We start from the raw sequence: 18,323 nt of genomic DNA on the forward strand, positions 1-18,323 counted from the left end.
CGCGAAGTCCACCTCAAGATAAGATTTCCCACTGGGTAAACCAGGTAAGACCCCTGGAAGAAGACCAGGTAGATAGGCCGGGAGTGTAAGAGCCGCAAGGCTTTGAGCGGACCGGTACTAATAGGTCGAGGTCTTAACCTCAAAAGAACTCTGTGCGGTTTTGAGGGAGCAATCCCTTGAATTGAATAATGTTCCCCGATAGCTCAATGGTAGAGCGCCCGGCTGTTAACCGGTAGGTTGCAGGTTCGAGTCCTGCTCGGGGAGCCAGTCCGGTGGCAATGGCGGTGGGGCAACACCCGTACCCATACCGAACACGGCAGTTAAGCCCACCAGCGCCGATGGTACTTGGACCGCAGGGTCCTGGGAGAGTAGGTCGCTGCCGGACACAACAACAGGCCTTCTCATAAATAAGAAGGTCTGTTGTTTTTTTCCAAAGAAAATTATTCCTTAAGTATAATCAGGAGAAAAATAAAGGACAAGCTAGTTTTCTTACACTAGTTAAAAATATTTTTCCAAAGCATTTATTGACTTACCCCATATATAGAGTATAAAATAGGTTTAGCCAAGAAATATGCTCTATATCTAGAGCTATATTCTGACAATTTCGCAAGGACGGGGAAGCATATGAAATGCCCGTTTTGTCATGAAACTGCTACCAAAGTAGTGGAATCCCGTACCGCTGATGAAGGCAATAGTATTAGGCGGCGACGGGAATGTGAGAACTGCGGTAAACGATTCACCACTTATGAGAGGATAGAAGAGCGACCTTTACTGGTTATTAAAAACGATGGGCGCCGGGAAGTTTTTTCACCGGAAAAATTAATGCACGGTCTGGTAAAGGCCGTGGAAAAACGACCAGTGTCAATGGAAGTGTTACAGAAAATAGTTACTGAGGTAGAGAGTCAGGTGCGGACCCAATTTGACAAAGAAGTACCTAGCTCTTATTTAGGAGAGCTTGTGATGGAAAAGCTGAGAACAGTGGATGAGGTAGCATATGTCCGCTTTGCTTCAGTTTACCGCCGTTTCCGTGATGTAAATGAGTTTATGGAAGAAATTAAACGTTTTTTGGAGGGCGAGAGCGGATGATCCATTATATCAAAAAACGGGATGGCCGGGTGGTTCCCTTTAATCGGGAGAAGATTAAAAATGCCATTATGGCAGCTGCTCGGGCAGTTGGTGGGGACAATGAGCAATTGGCTGACAGGCTATCGATTGAAGTAGTAAAATACCTGGAGAGCCATCCCGAAGGGCCGGAAGGTACTGTTTCTGTGGAGTATGTTCAAGATGCAGTGGAAAAGGTTTTAATTGAAAATGGACATGCCCAGACTGCCAAAGCGTACATACTTTATCGGAATAAACGCACTAGAATCAGGGAATCGCAATCCGATTTAATGGATGCAGTAGCCGAAATCCTGGTGGAGACTAGCAAGGAAAATGCTAATGTTCAGAATAGCCCGATGGCGAAAATGCTGCAAATAGCCTCTACGGGCAGTAAGAAATACTATTTAACCCGTTTAATGCCGGAGAAGCATGCCCAGGCCCATATCAATGGTGATATTCACATTCATGACCTGGACTTTTTTGCCAAAACCTTGACCTGTGTTCAGATACCTTTAGGGCGTTTGTTGCTAAATGGGTTTAATAATGGACATGGGTTTATACGCAGTCCTAAGGGCATAAAATCGGCAGCTAATTTAACAGCAGTAATTATCCAGTCATCTCAAAACGACATGCATGGTGGACAGTCGGTAGCCTATTTTGATTATGATCTGGCTCCGTTTATACAAAGGGAACGGGAAAGACAGCGCAAAATATTTGCGGAAGTCGGGGTTGAGATCAGTGATGAGCAGTTGGAAAAACTGGTAGATAAAGAGTGCTATCAGGCTATGGAAGCACTGATTTTTAATTTGAATACCATGCATTCCCGAGCGGGAGCGCAGGTGCCGTTCTCCAGTTTGAACTTTGGAACAGATACTTCTCCAGAAGGACGAATGGTTACCAAAAACCTGCTACTGGCCTATGAGGCCGGGTTGGGACGTGGGGAGAACCCGATTTTCCCCAATTTAATATTTAAGCTGAAAAAGGGAGTAAACATGGACCCTGGAGATCCCAACTATGACTTATTCCGTTTGGCCCTGCGGGTGACCTCCAGGAGAATGTTCCCGACTTATGCATTCCAGGATAGCAGTTTTAACGCGCCATATTCCCGGCGCAAAGAAGGGGAGGTAGCCTATATGGGTTGCCGTACCCGGGTAATTGGTAATGTGAATGGGCCTGAGATAACGGAAGGACGTGGTAATGCTTCCTTTACTACCATTAACTTACCGCGACTGGCCTTGAGGGCCCAGGGTGATATCAAAAAGTTTTTTGAACTGCTAGAGGAAATGATGGATTTGGTCAAGGAACAGTTGTTGTTCCGTTTTGATATTCAGCGGCGGCTGAAAGTCAAGGATATGCCTTTTCTGATGGGACAGAATCTCTATCTCGATAGTGATAAACTAGGGCCCAATGACGAAATTTATGAAGCTATTAAGCATGCCACCCTTTCCATTGGGTTTATCGGCTTGGCGGAAACACTGGTAGCTCTGCTGGGTAAACACCATGGTGAGTCAGAAGAGGCCGATGCCCTGGGTGTGGAAATAGTCAAATTTATGCGGGAAAAATGTGACCAGTATACCCGGGAATACAAGTTGAACTTTAGCTTACTGGGAACACCTGCCGAAGGATTGGCAGGACGATTTACCAAACTGGACCAAAAGGAATTTGGTATTATCCCCGGGGTAACAGACCGCATGTACTACACAAATAGTATGCACATTCCGGTGTGGTATAATATTTCGATGTATGATAAAGCCAGGATTGAGGGGAAATATCACAAGTACCTGAATGCCGGACATATCCTTTATCTGGAGTTACCGGCTGCTCCGCAACATAATATCGATGCCCTGGAAGCGATTATTAAGCACATGGCAGCCTGTGATGTAGGCTATGGAGCAGTTAACTTTCCCATAGATTTTTGTAAGGTCTGTGGTTACTTAGGGATTATTAACCACGATAAGTGTCCTAACTGTGGTTCAGTCAATGTAATGGAAGAAGAAATAGAATATGACCTGGAGTGGCCCGCTACGGGTACTACTAACTAGATAAAAAGTGAAGAGGAGGGTGTTGATTGATGAAAAGTGCTGTATGTGTACAGGAGAAATTGCCGGAACTGACTCCGGAGCAAATTGCCTATTATCGGCAGAAGGCTCTTTATGCAGCTAATGCCAGGGGCCTGGAGATAACCGGTATTGATGTATATATGACTCCTCAGGGAAAGGTGAAAGTAGTAACCCATTTTGCTCCTTCTAGTATTGAACGGGTACGGCGGGTTACAGGATATTTTTGTAAATTATCTAATTGCAATGATGCTAAATTGCAGGAAATTGCCCAAAGGGTGAAACATTCCCCGCTGGGGATTACATGTGGGTGTAACTGATGATCAGGCTGGCAGGAATTACAACTGAAAGTGTGGTGGACGGGCCAGGGTTGAGAACAGTAATCTGGACCCAGGGCTGTCCCCACCGCTGTCCGGGTTGTCATAATCCTGATACCCATGACCCTGAAGGAGGGGAACTTTGGACCTTTGAACAGGTCTTTGCTGAACTGGAAGGGGACAAGCTGGCAACAGGAATAACTCTTTCAGGTGGGGAGCCCTTCTTTCAGCCGGAAGCCTGTTTGGTTATCGCCCGCTGGGCCAGGGAGAAGGGTAAAAACCTCTGGGTTTTTACTGGCTATACCTGGGAACAATTGATGCGAATGTCAGAAAGCAATCCAGTTATCGGGGAGCTGCTGCAGTTAACAGATGTGCTGGTGGATGGTCCCTATTTAAAGGAACAGCGAGCATTATGGCTGCCTTTCCGGGGTTCTACCAATCAAAGGCTGATTGATGTACCGGCATCTCTGGCCAGTGGCAGCGTATGCATTATTGATGACAACCAGTTTGGGGTGTAAAAGAGAGGCAAAAGCCTCTCTTTTGTTTGCAAAGAAAGATTCTTCCTGATATAATATTGGCGCAAAGAAACTGGGTGAGGTGGAGACAGATGGCAGTGAATATGTTTGTGGACAATATACCCAATGGCTCATCGCTGGACATTCGACGGGGAACCGCTATTCACTTGATAAAATTAATTATCGGTTTTGCTCAAATCAAAGATAATGAAGTGGTTTTTGACCGTTTGCGTATTCAGCAACTGGCAGGGGCTGTGGGCTGTGCTGAAGAGGAGGCAATCCAGCTCTGTCAGCGGGCATATAATGGGGAAAAAGTGGAAGAAATTGTGGACCAGTTGATGGAAAAGGTTCGGGAAGAGAAAGAAAAAATGCTTTCCTTTATTGAAGCGGAAAAAAAGAAATTGTGGCAACAGTAGAAATTGTATGTTATAATTAGACAAAAGTACCTCTTTTGGGAGGGAGGGCTATGGCTGAGCGCAGGCATTTTCGCTGGCATACTCAGCTGCCGTTGTATTTTGAAGTGGCCCAGTTTGGCACATATCCCATTGAGCATTTACGTGGTAAGCGGGGACGGGGGCAGACCTATGACCTGGCAGAAGAAGGTCTCAGTTTTTTTTCAGCTCTGCGCTTACCAGTTAATATGATATTGCTTCTGGAATTAACTATCCCTGAACTGGGGACTTTAAAGCTAAAAGGCCGGGTTGTAAGATCACGGCCCTGGCAGGAGGGATGGTTAACAGGCGTGCAGTTTATTGGATTTAATGGGCCACGACGGCAAGCCCTGCGGGAACACATTGCCCACCAGGTAAAAAGTCAATATCAGCTAATCGAATATTTGTAGTTACCACTAGGGGTGCCCAAAAGGCTGAGAGAAGCTATGGCTTCAACCCTTTGTACCTGATCTGGGTAATACCAGCGAAGGGAAGTGGGTGGAACGAGTGTATACTCTACACCTGTCTCTTCGGGACGGGTGTTTTTTATTTATGAGAGGAAGGATAATAATGCGCGAAAAATTTTTTCGTATGCTAGATGCCAATTTCAACCGCTGTGTGGAAGGATTGCGGGTACTGGAAGATATGGCTCGGTTTATCCTGGAAGAGAAGGAACTGGCGAAGGCTTTAAAGCAGTTGCGACAGGAAATAGGCCTGGCCCGGCCGGAGGAAATTTGGCGATTTAGGGATGTCCAAGGGGATCCGGGAACAGAAGTGACAACACTCCGAGAACAGGAAAGGGCGTCCTGGCAGGCACTAATCAATGCCAATGCCTCCCGTGTGGCAGAGTCTTTGCGGGTGATTGAAGAAGGAAGTAAAGTGCTTTCCGACCTGGAACTGGCCGCTAAGGCAAAAAGATGGCGTTATCAAAGCTATATTCTGGGGCAAAAACTTTTATTAGCAAGTAAGGCAAAGGAGGAAAATTGAGATGACACAATTGGAGTTGGCCAGAGCTGGGAGAATAACAGCGGAAATGAAACTGGCGGCAGAAGCAGAGGGAATAGCTCCTGAAATTGTGCGGGAAAGGATTGCCGCTGGGGTTATGATCTTACCGGCCAATAAACAGAGGGATCTAGCCCAGCCCAAGTTAATCGGCTATGGGGCGACTACCAAGGTTAATGCCAATATCGGCACCTCTGGTGACTGGCCGGAGGTGGAAAAGGAGCTGGAGAAACTGGAAGTAGCTCTGGCTGCTGGAGCAGATGCCATTATGGATTTAAGTCTGGGGCCCAATCTCCGCCGGGCCCGGCAGGAGATCTTAAAGCGCTGTCCGGTACCAGTAGGGACAGTGCCAATTTACGAAGCCGGGTTTTATGGGGAACTCAGCAAAGATAAACTGTTTCAGGTAATCGAGGACCACTGCCGGCAAGGAGTGGATTTTATTACTGTTCACTGTGGCATCAATCGCCGGGTGCTGGAGGAAATTCAGGAAAGTCCGCGGGTATGTGGTATAGTCAGCCGAGGTGGGTCCTTTATCGTTCGCTGGATGCAGGAAACCGGCGAAGAAAACCCTCTTTATGCTCATTTTGATGAGTTACTGGAACTGGTAAGGGAATATGATGTTACACTGAGTTTGGGTGACGGGCTGCGACCGGGTGCTGTTGCTGATGCCACCGATGGACCGCAGATAGCTGAACTGCTAGAACTAGGACGGTTGGTAAAAAGGGCCTGGGCCAAAGGAGTTCAGGTCATGGTGGAAGGACCGGGTCATGTTCCTTTAAACCAAATTGAAACCAATATTAAATTACAGAAGCGTCTTTGCCATGGTGCACCCTTCTATGTACTGGGCCCCCTGGTTACTGATGTGGGTGCCGGGCATGACCACATTACGGCAGCTATCGGCGGAGCGATTGCTGCAGCTGCCGGGGCAGATTTCCTTTGTTATGTGACTCCGGCAGAACACCTGGGCTTGCCAGATGCCGATGATGTACGGCAGGGGGTAATTGCTACCCGAATTGCGGCTCATGCCGCTGATTTGGCTAAAGGAATTGAAAAAGCCTGGAATTGGGATAAAGCGATGAGCAAGGCCCGTAAAGAATTGGACTGGGAACAGCAGCTTAATCTGGCCCTGGATCAGGCTACTGCTAGAGAAATGCGAAAAAGAAAAAACCCGGGACACCGGGCAGAATGCTCTATGTGCGGAGAGTTTTGTGCCATGAAGCAATGTCAATAATTGAAGCGGGCTTTCATAGCCACCACCAGGGGCTGGTTATTCAGGCGTAAACGCCAGTAATATTCACCGGCTACCAGGCGAGGAAAGGGCTGTTGAGTAATAAACAGCAGATAACGGGAAGAAATTACCTGGACGTTTCCTTGCCAGTGAGGGGAAATAAACGGCGTCGGAGGCTGAAAGTCATAGACTTTAACCCACTGATCAGCATATTGTTTGGTGCCCAGGAAGTGAATTTCACCTTCCGAACCGGGCCATGGTAACAGAGGCCATTGGGATAAAGGCCCCGGATAAAGATAGGGCGCGGGATAGCCCGACCAGTTACCACCGCGGTAAAGACCGCGGTGGTTTTCGTCTTCATAGAGGGAAGAATAATAAAAACTGCGGTCGTGTTGTAGCCAGCGCAGACGTAAAATCCAGGGCGAAGCGGGGTAAGCCAGAAGCAATTGCTCTGGATTCAGGTCAGATTCGGCAAACTGGCTGGTAATTTCGAGAGCCTGGCGAGGAGCAGTGGTCCATGAGTTTACAGCCGCTAGTACCAGCTGTTTGCTAGCGGGAAAATCTGGAGTAGCGGAAAATATGGATGCAGGGTAAAGCAGGTTTATGAAAAAGGCCAACAGGAAAATCAGCCGGTACCTGGCCATACTGACACCTCCAGCCAGGTAATTCGCTGACGTGCCTGGATATTCCTGCTAAGAAAAATGTCTCTTTTTCCCTTCTTTCCGACATCAGAGGCGGGGAATCCAGCCGAAACGCTGTATTTGTTCCGGGGCCTGCCGAATTTGAGCCAGCAAATGGTCGCGGTCCCGGTTGAGAGTGCCTTTTAATACAAACAGATTGGAAGCATGGTTGGAACGAAAGATACAGTTTTCCAGTTCAACCTGGGACAGCAGAAGCTCCAGTTCAGCCAGGAGTGTTCGTTCATCAATGGGCTGGAAGGTACCCTGTAGGACTTCCTGATATAATGGAGCTGCGGGATCGAGCATCAAGGTTAAAGCTCCGAGATAGTGGGGTTGCATAGCTGTTAAGACCCTGGCAGTGGCCTGTGCGTGTTCCTGCCAGAGGCCTTTGCCACCCAGGCCGTTGATGATTGTGACAGAGAGAAGCAGGCCAGCAGCTTTTACCTTTTCGGCAGCATCAATCATGGCCTGGCTGTCTACACCCTTATTGATTTTTTTCAAAATCAGGTCAGAGCCGCTTTCCAGTCCGAGGTAAGCAATGCCCAGCCCTTTTTCTTTCAATAAATGCAATTCTTGTACAGATTTGGTCAAAATACTTTTAGGGCTGGCATAGATGCCGACCCGGTTCACCTGGGGATGGAGTGTTTGAATTAACTCCAGGATGTTAAGGAGATAATCGGTAGGAGCGGCCAGGGCATCGCCATCAGCAAGAAAAACGCGACGGAAATAGGGCCATTGAGTAGCGGACAGCAGGTCTTCCTTAATTTCAGCTACAGGTTTAAGAGCGAATTTTTTATCCTTGTACATGGTACAAAAAGTACAGCGATTATGAGAACAGCCTACTGTTACCTGGAGGATCAGGCTATCTGCTTCACTGGGAGGTCGAAAGATTGCACCCACGTAACCCATAAAATCACCTCAGTTTCATTTTACCATATTTTTTGCTATTATATAGTAACAGATAGTAACAGGAAGATAAGGACGGTGAGAGAGATGCGCAGAGCGGATAATTTTTATGACCGGATCAGACTAAAGATAGCTAACTGGGCGGAGGAAAAAGGGGGAGAAACCAGCCGGCAACTGGTAGACCTGCTTTTATTGGCGCCGGATTTCTTCCTTCTACTGGTGCGCTTATTAAGGGACCCCCGGGTTCCGGCTACAGCTAAATATGGGATAGCGGGAGCAATTGCCTATTATTTCTTGCCACTGGATTTTTTGCCGGAAATCCTGGTAGGGCCTATTGGTTTTGGGGATGATTTGATTTTAGCTGCTCTGGTAATTAATCGTTTATTACAGGCAGCCCCTGATATTGTCGTGGAACACTGGAGCGGTTCAGGAGAGGTTCTGGCCCAGGTGGAAAAAATCCTGAATAATGTCGATAAACTGGTTACTAACAAGGTCTGGAATAAAATCAGAGAGCATTGGCGCAAAATTTCCCGGTAGTGAGGAGTGGAAGCATTGGATAAGAAATATTATCGCGGCTTATTGCTGGATGACTTTCAGCGCCAGGCCATGGATTATGTGGACAATAACCTGTCGGTACTGGTTTCTGCTCCAACAGGAGTAGGAAAAACCTTGATTGCGGATTACACTATTGAAAAATGTTACCGGGAAGGGCGACAGGTTGTTTATACCGCCCCTATCAAGGCTCTTTCCAACCAGAAGTATAAGGATTTCAAACACTATTTTGGTAAGGATGCTGTGGGAATCATAACCGGGGATGTGGTTATTAACAGCAATGCCCCTATTCTGGTAATGACAACAGAAATTTTTCGCAATATGATTTTGACCAGAGACCCGGTTGTGGATATGGTACGCTACCTGATTCTGGATGAAATTCACTACATTAGTGACCTGGACCGGGGCAGTGTCTGGGAAGAAACTATTATCTTCTTGCCCAAACATATTAAGATTTTAGGTTTATCGGCAACCATTCCCAATGCGGAAGAACTGGCCGAGTGGATTGCCTCGATTAAAGGTGAAGAAGTAAAGGTAGTTAAACATCATCAACGGGCTGTTCCCTTAAAGCATTTTGTTTTTGAAAAAACCATGGGGGCTGGTAACCTGAAAAAAGCCATCAAAATCCGGCGTCAAAAACTGGAGGAGATGGCGGAGAGCGGAGTTCCGGCAGGAAAAGGATTGCCTGCGACCACCCATGTGGATTTGGTCAGTTTCTTAAAGGATGAATATCTGCCTGCCTTGTATTTTGTTTTCAGCCGTAAAAAATGCGAAGACTATGCCTATGAGCTATCCCGCAAGTTCAATTTCCTGACCAGAGATGAACGAATTAAAGTGGAACAATACCTGGCTAACAAATCAGCAGAACAGGGGGTTACAGCTAACCTGCTGGCTTTAGAGCGAGTACGTCGGGTGTTATTAAAAGGCATTGGTTTTCACCATGCCGGCATGTTGCCTATAGTAAAGGAAGTGGTTGAGGATTTGCTTACGGCCCGCCTCATCAAAGTCCTTTACTGTACGGAAACTTTTGCTGTGGGTATCAATATGCCGGTGAAAACTGTCTGCTTTGATTCCAATGAAAAATTTGATGGCAAAGATTTTCGGGTTATGACCAATCAGGAGTATTTCCAGATGGCAGGCCGGGCTGGACGGCGGGGAATAGATACTGAAGGTTTTGTATTTTCCATTGTGGATTTAAACTGGCTTAATCCCGACAAGATGGTAAAACCAGATGAAAGAAAACTGGAAAACCTGCAAAGCTGCTTTAACCTGGGTTATAATTCGGTGGTGAATTTGATAGGTCATCACCAAACCGAGGAAGAAATAGAGGAAGTTTTGCAACATAATTTTGCCTATTTCCAGGCCTCCCGAAAAGCTGATTTTTTACAAAAACGTATTCGAGAACTGGAGCAGGAGCTGGCACAAATCCTGGCAGAGCGCTGTGAAGATATTTACAATCTGACCTGTCCCTTGCAGTATCATACTGCCTGGTCCAGGCTGAAGGCTGACAAGCGGGAGCTTAACCGTCTCTTCCGTACCCGCTGGGGGCGGAGTAAACGTTATGAAAGCAAACGCAAGGAACTGTCCCTGCGTATCAGCCAGAACGAAAGCTTGCTGGCGGAGGTTGTTCCCCGCTTATGTACTGCGGAGCAACAGGGCCACTGTCAGGCCCAGCAGGAAAGATATCGTCGCCTGGATGAGGAAAAGAAGGAATTATATAAAGAGTGGGGGAGGTTAAGCAAGCAAACCAATTTCATCCGGGATTTTCGTTTGAAGCGCCAGCTTTTGCAAAAATTAGGCTTTGTGGATGAAAATAATGCCTTGACTCCCCGGGGCAAGTTTGCTACCCAGATTTATGTTCAGGAGTTGCTGGTAACAGAATTGTATTTTGATGGAGTCTTTCATGAATTTGAACCGGAGCAGATTGTGGCTCTGGTGGCGGCCATTGCCTATGAAAGCCGCAAACACGACTGGTTCAAAAAGGGTCCGGTTTATGATCTGGAACGGATTTACCGACTGATGTTGCCTTTGATTAGGGCGGAGGAGCAAATCCTGAATACGGTAACGGTAGAATTCCATCCTGAAGTTTCCCTCCTGGCTTACCAGTGGAGCGCAGGCCTGGAATTCGCCGATCTGCGCAGTTATTGTAATCTGCAGGACGGAGATATTGTTTCCATCTTCCGCCGTACCATCGATTTACTCCGGCAAATCCGGGGGGCAGCAGCAGCAGATCGCAGTCTGGCGGATAAACTCAGTCATTGTATTAAGTTAATAGATCGCGATGTGGTAGAATTTGTATTGTAGAACCAAAACCGCCGGCTAAAAACGGCGGTTTTAATTTTGGTAAGATTTGTTCCTTGAGTTACACCTTGACCAGTGTTACCATAAAAGCATAGGGGGAGTAAAGCGGAGAAAGAGAGGGGATAAAATGACTAATCTTAAAAGACTGATTTTATTAGTATTGAGTTTCTCCCTGGTTTTAGGTAACTTTATGCCTGTCTTAAGGGCAGAATCAGCAACAGTAATTGTACTGAAAGTAGGCAGTAAAAGTGAAGCTGTTAAACAGGTACAAACCAGATTAAAACAGCTTGGTTATTTTGTCGGACCTATTACGGGGTACTATGGTACTCAAACCAGGGCTGCTGTCCTGCGCTGGCAAAAGGCTAATGGCCTGCCTGCTGATGGAATAATCGGTCCAGTTAGCTGGAATCGCCTGTTTAATGTCAGTGTAACTCGCGGTACAACCGCAACAGCTCAACGGATCTATTTGACGTTGGGCAGTCGCGGGGAACAGGTGAAAAGGCTGCAACAGAAACTGAATCAGCTCGGTTTCTACCAGGGGCCAATTACCGGTTACTTTGGTACTCTGACCAGAACAGCAGTGGTAAAATGGCAAAAGTCCAGGGGGTTAGCGGCAACCGGGGTAGTTAATCAGCAGGCCTGGACAGCACTGATGGCCAGCCAGAATCCTGTCAGCCGGGGGGTAACTGCAACCCGCCCAGCCGTACTGGGGCTAGGGGTGCGTTCCAACCTGGTGCTGGAATTGCAGCAATCCCTGAAAACCATGGGATTGCTGACTGTACAACCCACCGGTTATTATGGTTTGTTGACGGTAATGGCAGTACAGGCCTGGGAAAAAGCCAATGGATTAAAAGTCGATGGCATAGTAGTTGAAGAGGAATTAAATAAAATCCGCACTCAGGCTAAAGCTCTAACCAATTTGCTGGGTGGTGCTGAAAAAGGCGCCTGGATTCTGGGCTATACGGCTATTGACTATCCAGGCGATAACCGCTCGGCCCAGAGTGTGATCCAGAGTCAGGGGCTGGGGGCAATAGCTACCTTTACCTATACCTTTGATAACAATGGTAATCTGAAAGGTAATGCTGACCAGGAAGCTTATACATTGCAGCAGGCCAGGGCCCGGGGGATCAAACCACTGGCTTTGTTACACAACTTTGATTATCGTGTGGGTTTTGACAAAAACCTGGCCCGGGCAGTGCTGACTGATCCCGCTAAAAGACAGCGTTTGATCAGCCAGCTGGTGAATGAGGTACAGAATCGCGGTTATCTAGGGGTTAACCTGGATGTAGAAGGAATATATCCGGCAGATGCCCCACACTACCTCGCTTTTCTGGGTGAGTTGAAACAGCAACTAGGGGCAAAAGGCTTATTAACTGTAGTTTCTATCCCGGCGAAAACCAAGGATGATACCACCAGTTCCTGGTCAGGGGGATATGATTATGCGGCTATTGGGCAGCGGGCTGATCTGGTTCAGATCATGACCTATGATGAACACTGGATTGGGGGCCCGGCTGGACCTATTGCCTCTTATCCCTGGACAGAACAAGTAGTAAAATATGCGGTCAGCAAAATACCGGCTTCCAAAATTCTGCTGGGCCTGGCCACTTATGGGTATGATTGGGTTGGAACCGGTGCTCGCAGTGTAACCTATCCGCAAGCTGTAGCCAGAGCAGCCCAATATGGTGTTAAAGTTAACTGGGATGCTACAGCACTGGAATCCTGGTTTACCTATACCGATGAACAGGGACAAAAACATGAAGTTTGGTTTGAAAACGTAGAAAGCAATGCTAAAAGACTGGTGCTGGTAAAACAATATGGTTTAGCCGGTGCTGGTATCTGGCGCCTGGGCTTTGAGGATTCTGCCTACTGGCAGATGGTTCAGCAATATTTACAGCAATAAATATCCTGAAAAACCGGGCCGACTGGTCCGGTTTTTCTAAATAATAAATTGACTAAAAAATTCAGTCTTGTAGCGAAAATAATGAAGGATTTTGTGATTTTGTGCCGAATATTGTATGTGCCGAATATTGTAATAGAAGGCTTGTAACATTAGTAACAAGTGAGGGGCACTAAATGAGGAAGAAACGCTATATCATCAATGGCATATATGGTTTTATTATCGGTCTGCTCATACCCTTTTTCGCTACCGTGGTAGAAATGCTCAGTACAGGGGTTACTTTAAGCTGGCAGGCCTTTTGGGCTACCCATTTTGGACGGGCCTGGTTTTTACTGGTGGATATGGTACCACCATTAATTGGCATTTTGCTGGCCCGACTTACATTGAGCCAGGAAGAGTTGTTGAATCAACATAAAGAGCTGGTTGCGATTAAAAAACATCTTGAAGAACAAAACCGTCTCTGGGAGACGATTTTTCAAAGTACTCCCATTGCTTATGCTTTGATAGATAAAGATTACACTTTTAAACGGATAAATCGGGCTGCAATAGATATTGTGGGAATGCCGACAGAACGAGTTCTGGAGCGGCATTGTTTTGAGATTCTGGGGCGTAATAGCATTTGTCCCGGGTGTGCGGTAGCCCGTGCTTTTGTTAGCAAGGCGGTAGAGAGTCAGGTTAAAGAAGAGTTCAGTGGAGGACAAAGGCGGATTGTAGAACAAGTAGCAGTGCCCTTGATTGAAAATGGTGCAGTAGAGCAGGTACTGGAAATAATTATTGACAAAACCCAGGAAAGAATGCTACTGCAACAAAGAACTGAGGAAATGCTGGCAACCATTGATATTCTAGTTGGATTAATTGAGTTAAAGGACCAGTATACAGGAGGTCATTCCCAGCGGGTCAGACGCTGGGCAGGTTTACTGGCCAGATATATGAATTTGCCTCAGGAACTGGTGGAACAAATTGAAATGGCTGCCTCCTTACATGATATTGGGAAAATAGGCATTGCCGGCATGATTCTGAATAAACCCCATTGTTTATGTCCGGAAGAAAAGGATATAGTGCGGCGTCATCCGGTTATAGGGCAGGAAGCTCTGGCTGGACTGGAGCAATTTGAAGAGATAGCACTTATGATTCGGTCTCACCATGAACGCTGGGATGGCCAGGGTTATCCCGACGGGCTGGCAGGCAAAGATATTCCTTTAGGGGCACGGATAATCGGAGTGGTAGATGCCTATGATGCCATGATTTCAGACCGGGCTTATCGTAAAGCCCTTGACCAGGATGAAGCCGTAGCTGAGCTTAAAAAAGGTGCGGGTCAGCAATTTGATCCTGAAATCGTCCGTTGTTTTTGCGAGCTGCTGGAAAAGAAAAATAATAATTGAAAAAAAAGGTGAAAGATGAGCAGGAATTCACGCAATCATGGCGAATAATCTGTTATTGTATAACAGGATGCTGAGGTGGGTTCTGTGTATTGTAAGATCTGTCCGAACTGTTATGGTGATTCCTATAGTTCATCTCCCCATTTTACCTGGATTTGTCCCTACTGTGGTAAGGATATTACCAGGGAGCAAGGATTGCCTGCCGGTTCGCCCTTGGTTAAGAAAATACTGGAAGAGATTAAAACCGGACAGGAAAAATTAATAAAAAAATAAAAGCAAAAAGCAGGCGTTACTGACCTGCTTTATTATTTGTTAAACCGGATATTATTAGTTGATGGCAGATATTTTCCAGATGATTGATGGGAAATGAGGGTGTATTCGGTTTCAGGATCCAGTGTAAACAGGCAATGCTAACCGCACCAAAACAGGCAGCAGCGGCAGTTTCACAATCGAGTTCAGGTAGAATAAAGCCAGCCTGCTGGCCTTTGCGTAAGCTTTCAGCCCAGAGGGAAATGAAATCACTCAATTGGGAGCGAAACTGGTATTGCAGCTCTGAAGCTCCCCAGACCTCAGTTAAAAGCACCTGGCAAAATAATTTATTATGAGCAAAAAAATTCACCTGTACTTTTATAAGGCTATATATATCCTGGGGTGAGGGGTGGTTCAAGGCTTGCTGGCCGGCGGAAAGCAAAGGTTGCAAGCCATTTCTGATCAGCTTTGCAAATAAATCTTCTTTACTGTCAAAATGATAATACAGAGTTCCTTTGGCAACCTGGGCACGAGCAGCGATTTCATCCATTACTGCTCCGGCATATCCTTTTTCGGCAAATACCTCCAGGGCTTTGTTGAATATCTGTTGAAGTCGGGGTGAGACCATTTATTTCACCTCTTACCAATAGCTTATACTTGACAATAAAGGGCGATTTAGGTATTATTTTTGGTGCGAGCCGATGTAGCTCAGCCGGTAGAGCGGCGCACTCGTAATGCGTAGGTCAGGGGTTCGAGTCCCCTCATCGGCTCCAGAGAAATCAAGGCTTCCGGAATTTGGGCCGGAGGCTTTTTTGTTTATTGGTGCCTAATTGGTGCCCAACTTTAGCGAACAAAGTGTACTTATCTGTTTTTATCTTACTATGGACTGCCTATTTAAGCAAGGAAGCTCTCTCAAAGCTTCTTGAAAAAGTACCAGGTGCAACTCTTCATCCTGAATTATCCGCTCTAAAAGTTTTTGGATATAAGGATCGTCAATTTGCATAATACGATAACGATAATTAGCTATAGCTTGTTTTTCTGCTTCAATATCAGCTTGTAATTGATCATAAACACTTGTACCGTATTTTATATAACAGCCATTCCAGTAGTGCCCCCAGGTGCTGAAAGCACCTCGAATTCTTGGTTCACCACCTAAAAGTACAATAGTTTCTGCCAATAACTCCATATGATGCATTTCAGTAATAGCAATACCCTCTAAAAGTTCAGCTATTTTTTTATTTTTTATTATATAGTGATGATATAAATACTGGGTTATTGCAGTAAATTCGCTGGCAAATCCAGCATAATCATCCATCAACAGCTCAGCATAGTAAGGATTTGAAGAAACTACTTTTATTTCTGGATATGGCCCGGCAGCTGCATATTTGTTAGGAGCATGTGCTAGAAAAGGCATAAATATCACCCCTTATGTTATGCTATGCTTTAAGATATGATGTGAAGATGTGAAAAGTTAAATCAGTAATTCTATCTCCATTCTGCCCCTCATAGATATATAGATGTACTTTAATGCTATTTTCTATGAAGGGGTGGGGAGAATGAAAAGAGAAATTTATTTTATTGTTCTATTTATAGCATGTTTATTATTACCTTCGGCAGTTCAGGCTGCCATGAGGGTTGAGGTGGATTTAAGCACCCAGATGGTCAAGGTCTATGATAACAATCTCTTGCTGCGGGCCATGATTTGTTCAACCGGTGCGCCTGGGACGCCAACACCGGTGGGGGATTTTCGCATCCAGGGCAAAGGGCCAATGTTTGTTACTGATTATGGGGTTTCAGCCAAATATTATTCCGCTTTCAACGGGGATTATCTTTTTCATTCCATCCTTTTCGACCGAACCGGGAAACGCCTGATCAGCCGTTCAGTACAAATGCTAGGCCGGCCGGCGTCTCATGGCTGTATTCGCCTGAATCTCTATGATGCCAAGTGGTTACAGGAAAAGGTGCCCCGGGGAACACCGGTAAAAATCAGGAAAAGCGGCAAAGCAGGCATGAAAAAGGAAAAATGGAAAGTCCAGGTTAATGGCAAACTTTACCCTGCCTGGCTGGATATACGCTGGCTGGAAGGGCAGGCTTATCTGCGGGCACAACAATTATCCTGGTTTATTCCCGGGAAAATGATAATAAAAGGAACATATATACAGTTTGTCCGGGAAAAGACGGTTTTAGAGTTGTTTTTAAGCGAACCGGGGCTTAAAATAAATGGCAGGGAAACAAGGAGCAGTCTTGCGCCTCAGTTATTTGCCGATGGGCCATACCTGCCTTTGCTGCCTGTACTGTCCGCTTTGGGCTACCAGCTGGAATATATGAACAGAGCCAAAGTCATCAAAATCCAAACAGTGATACAGCTCCCCCAGCCTAATGGTACTGAAAATGTAGCTGATGGTGTATATGGCAATATATATAATTAAAGATTGATTGATAACACTTCCGGGCATAATAACAGAAAAAGTCCGGAGGTGCAGTTATGAAAAGACATGGTCATAAATCCTGGGGAACCTGGACTTCCTGGGGGGGAATCGGGGCAGCAGAGGAATTTTTTCAACTGGGCTGGGGCCCACTGGCTGGAGGCAGTGAGGCAATGATGAACAAGAAGAGTCACAGGGAGGATGACGGATGAAGCGCTTGCAGGAAGAGACCCATGCCTATATCAGCCAGTACAAGGAGGGCTATTTTAAGCCTTTGACCCTGGTAGCGCGACTGGCAGAAGAAGTAGGAGAGCTGGCCCGGGAAGTAAACCACCAGTTTGGCGAGAAACCCAAAAAACCGGGGGAGCCGCCAGGAGACATAGCTCTTGAACTGGCGGATATCTTATTCATTGTTGTCTGTTTTGCCAATTCTCTGGGTATAGATCTGGATGAAGCCTGGGACCGGATGATGGAAAAGTACCGGACCCGGGATAAAAACCGCTGGACGCCTATAACAGCTGAATCCGAGTAATATTAGCCCCCTGGCCCTCATAAGATGATAGTGAGGGAAGGGGGCTGGATTATGGGGAAAAACCGGTACTGGATTTTCATAACATTTAGCTTAGCGATTATAGCGGTTCTGGCTGCTGCGAGCTGGTGGTGGTTGACCCGCCCTCTTTCCCCTGAACAAATTTTGCAAAACTTGCCCCGGCAGATGGTGCAATTGCAGAGCTATGAATTTCAAAATCGCGCCTGGCTGGAGGTGGATGGGAAAAAACAGGATTTAAGTGATCTGCAGGGAGTAAAGGTTGGCCAGGATGTGCATTTGCAGGGCCAACTGCTTAAAACGCCTCTGGATTACTATCAGGTCAAGGGGAAAATTTATCTGAAGGACCCCTATGGTCGCTGGCAGCAAATGCCGCCACCGCAGGCGGGTAGCCAGGATTTGATTGAGATTTTGCTTTCATCCTGGGGCCTACTGGACTGGGGCCAGGGCCTAAAAGCAACGGACCAGATTACGGAAGCAAAGGTAGCAGGGGTGAATTGCTATCGTATCACTACTACTCCACGCATTACCAATCCCTATTTGAACCAGGCTTTTGGTCAGTTTAAGGGGACATTATGGCTGGATCAAAAAGAAGGAAAACTTTATCGAGTAATGCTGACCGGGACTCATCAGAAAAATCCCGGGGTAAAAATCTTTATTAACCTGGATTTTCGGCGACACAACCAGATTAATCAACCACTAAAACCACCGGTCATACCTTGACCGGTTTCCTTT

At 46.4% G+C, this 18,323-nt stretch carries 21 protein-coding genes, 2 tRNA genes, 2 rRNA genes and 1 riboswitch; of the genes, 21 read left to right on the forward strand and 4 right to left on the reverse strand.

What is annotated here, in order from left to right; genetic code table 11:
- From B5D20_RS07515 to thiC, 11 genes are all read left to right on the forward strand, one after another.
- Positions 1-141, forward strand: a 23S ribosomal RNA gene (locus B5D20_RS07515); the annotation flags it as partial.
- A gap of 51 nt (positions 142-192) precedes the next feature.
- Positions 193-267: transfer RNA gene (locus B5D20_RS07520), tRNA-Asn, on the forward strand.
- 1 nt (position 268) lies between these two features.
- Positions 269-385 (forward strand): 5S ribosomal RNA (gene rrf, locus B5D20_RS07525).
- A 239-nt stretch (positions 386-624) separates the two neighbouring features.
- On the forward strand, positions 625-1,086 hold the full coding sequence (gene nrdR, locus B5D20_RS07530) for a transcriptional regulator NrdR (RefSeq protein ID WP_078665622.1): 462 nt from the start codon (positions 625-627) through the stop codon (positions 1,084-1,086).
- Positions 1,083-3,143, forward strand: coding sequence for an anaerobic ribonucleoside-triphosphate reductase (nrdD, locus tag B5D20_RS07535; RefSeq protein WP_078665623.1), 2,061 nt, complete (start codon positions 1,083-1,085; stop codon positions 3,141-3,143). Before nrdR ends, nrdD begins: the two co-directional genes overlap by 4 nt.
- 29 nt (positions 3,144-3,172) lie before the next feature.
- The gene (locus B5D20_RS07540) at positions 3,173-3,478 is read left to right on the forward strand and encodes a hypothetical protein (protein WP_078665624.1); all 306 of its coding nucleotides are present in this window, start codon (positions 3,173-3,175) and stop codon (positions 3,476-3,478) included.
- Positions 3,478-3,993 carry an anaerobic ribonucleoside-triphosphate reductase activating protein gene (gene nrdG, locus B5D20_RS07545; RefSeq protein ID WP_078665625.1) on the forward strand — a complete coding sequence of 172 codons (516 nt, stop codon included), beginning with the start codon at positions 3,478-3,480 and terminating at the stop codon, positions 3,991-3,993. The genes B5D20_RS07540 and nrdG overlap by 1 nt, the downstream gene beginning before the upstream one ends.
- 89 nt (positions 3,994-4,082) lie before the next feature.
- Entirely contained in the window at positions 4,083-4,406 is a 324-nt protein-coding gene (locus tag B5D20_RS07550) for a hypothetical protein (protein ID WP_078665626.1), read from the forward strand.
- 50 nt (positions 4,407-4,456) lie between these two features.
- A complete protein-coding gene (locus B5D20_RS07555; protein WP_078665627.1) occupies positions 4,457-4,831 on the forward strand; it encodes a PilZ domain-containing protein in 375 nt (124 codons plus the stop codon).
- Positions 4,830-4,931, forward strand: a riboswitch (TPP riboswitch). It overlaps the preceding gene by 2 nt.
- A 60-nt stretch (positions 4,932-4,991) precedes the next feature.
- Complete coding sequence (locus B5D20_RS07560; protein WP_078665628.1) at positions 4,992-5,408, forward strand: hypothetical protein; 417 nt, start codon at positions 4,992-4,994, stop codon at positions 5,406-5,408.
- A 1-nt stretch (position 5,409) separates the two neighbouring features.
- A complete protein-coding gene (gene thiC, locus B5D20_RS07565) occupies positions 5,410-6,654 on the forward strand; it encodes a phosphomethylpyrimidine synthase ThiC (RefSeq protein ID WP_078665629.1) in 1,245 nt (414 codons plus the stop codon).
- Here the strand turns inward: thiC and B5D20_RS07570 are convergent.
- Both B5D20_RS07570 and B5D20_RS07575 read right to left on the reverse strand, forming a co-directional pair.
- The gene (locus B5D20_RS07570; RefSeq protein WP_078665630.1) at positions 6,648-7,295 is read right to left on the reverse strand and encodes a hypothetical protein; all 648 of its coding nucleotides are present in this window, start codon (positions 7,293-7,295) and stop codon (positions 6,648-6,650) included. The two genes, thiC and B5D20_RS07570, sit on opposite strands and share 7 nt — an antisense overlap.
- An 84-nt stretch (positions 7,296-7,379) precedes the next feature.
- Complete coding sequence (locus B5D20_RS07575; protein WP_078665631.1) at positions 7,380-8,240, reverse strand: radical SAM protein; 861 nt, start codon at positions 8,238-8,240, stop codon at positions 7,380-7,382.
- Positions 8,241-8,324: 84 nt separating this feature from the next.
- Here B5D20_RS07575 and B5D20_RS07580 point away from each other — a divergent pair, with 84 nt between their 5' ends.
- The 5 genes from B5D20_RS07580 to B5D20_RS07600 all read left to right on the forward strand — a co-directional run bounded on the left by B5D20_RS07580 (position 8,325) and on the right by B5D20_RS07600 (position 14,639).
- Entirely contained in the window at positions 8,325-8,774 is a 450-nt protein-coding gene (locus B5D20_RS07580; RefSeq protein WP_159071765.1) for a YkvA family protein, read from the forward strand.
- A 15-nt stretch (positions 8,775-8,789) separates the two neighbouring features.
- Entirely contained in the window at positions 8,790-11,093 is a 2,304-nt protein-coding gene (locus B5D20_RS07585) for a DEAD/DEAH box helicase (RefSeq protein WP_078665633.1), read from the forward strand.
- Between the two features lie 124 nt (positions 11,094-11,217).
- Complete coding sequence (locus B5D20_RS07590) at positions 11,218-12,990, forward strand: peptidoglycan-binding protein (protein WP_078665634.1); 1,773 nt, start codon at positions 11,218-11,220, stop codon at positions 12,988-12,990.
- Between the two features lie 173 nt (positions 12,991-13,163).
- A complete protein-coding gene (locus B5D20_RS07595) occupies positions 13,164-14,369 on the forward strand; it encodes an HD-GYP domain-containing protein (RefSeq protein ID WP_078665635.1) in 1,206 nt (401 codons plus the stop codon).
- An 84-nt stretch (positions 14,370-14,453) separates the two neighbouring features.
- Positions 14,454-14,639 (forward strand): hypothetical protein, encoded by a 186-nt coding sequence (locus tag B5D20_RS07600; protein WP_078665636.1) that lies wholly within the window; start codon positions 14,454-14,456, stop codon positions 14,637-14,639.
- A gap of 16 nt (positions 14,640-14,655) precedes the next feature.
- Here the strand turns inward: B5D20_RS07600 and B5D20_RS07605 are convergent, their stop codons facing one another.
- The gene (locus B5D20_RS07605) at positions 14,656-15,243 is read right to left on the reverse strand and encodes a TetR/AcrR family transcriptional regulator (RefSeq protein WP_078665637.1); all 588 of its coding nucleotides are present in this window, start codon (positions 15,241-15,243) and stop codon (positions 14,656-14,658) included.
- A gap of 69 nt (positions 15,244-15,312) precedes the next feature.
- On the opposite strand from B5D20_RS07605, the gene B5D20_RS07610 reads away from it, so the two are divergent.
- A tRNA-Thr gene (locus B5D20_RS07610) sits at positions 15,313-15,388 on the forward strand.
- Positions 15,389-15,486: 98 nt separating this feature from the next.
- On the opposite strand, the gene B5D20_RS07615 is transcribed toward B5D20_RS07610, so the two are convergent.
- Entirely contained in the window at positions 15,487-16,029 is a 543-nt protein-coding gene (locus tag B5D20_RS07615) for a ferritin-like domain-containing protein (RefSeq protein ID WP_078665638.1), read from the reverse strand.
- A gap of 142 nt (positions 16,030-16,171) precedes the next feature.
- Here B5D20_RS07615 and B5D20_RS07620 point away from each other — a divergent pair, with 142 nt between their 5' ends.
- Genes B5D20_RS07620 through B5D20_RS07630 form a run of 4 tightly spaced genes read left to right on the forward strand, consistent with a single transcriptional unit; the run spans position 16,172 to position 18,311 of the window.
- Positions 16,172-17,044, forward strand: coding sequence for a L,D-transpeptidase (locus B5D20_RS07620; protein ID WP_159071766.1), 873 nt, complete (start codon positions 16,172-16,174; stop codon positions 17,042-17,044).
- 56 nt (positions 17,045-17,100) lie between these two features.
- The gene (locus tag B5D20_RS13870) at positions 17,101-17,253 is read left to right on the forward strand and encodes a hypothetical protein (protein ID WP_159071767.1); all 153 of its coding nucleotides are present in this window, start codon (positions 17,101-17,103) and stop codon (positions 17,251-17,253) included.
- Entirely contained in the window at positions 17,250-17,573 is a 324-nt protein-coding gene (locus B5D20_RS07625) for a nucleotide pyrophosphohydrolase (protein ID WP_078665640.1), read from the forward strand. The genes B5D20_RS13870 and B5D20_RS07625 overlap by 4 nt, the downstream gene beginning before the upstream one ends.
- 51 nt (positions 17,574-17,624) lie before the next feature.
- Positions 17,625-18,311, forward strand: a complete 687-nt coding sequence (locus B5D20_RS07630) for a LolA-like protein (RefSeq protein ID WP_078665641.1) — start codon at positions 17,625-17,627, stop codon at positions 18,309-18,311.
- Positions 18,312-18,323 lie beyond the last annotated feature (12 nt).

It is taken from the genome of Carboxydocella sporoproducens DSM 16521 (assembly GCF_900167165.1).
Classification (GTDB): Bacteria; Bacillota.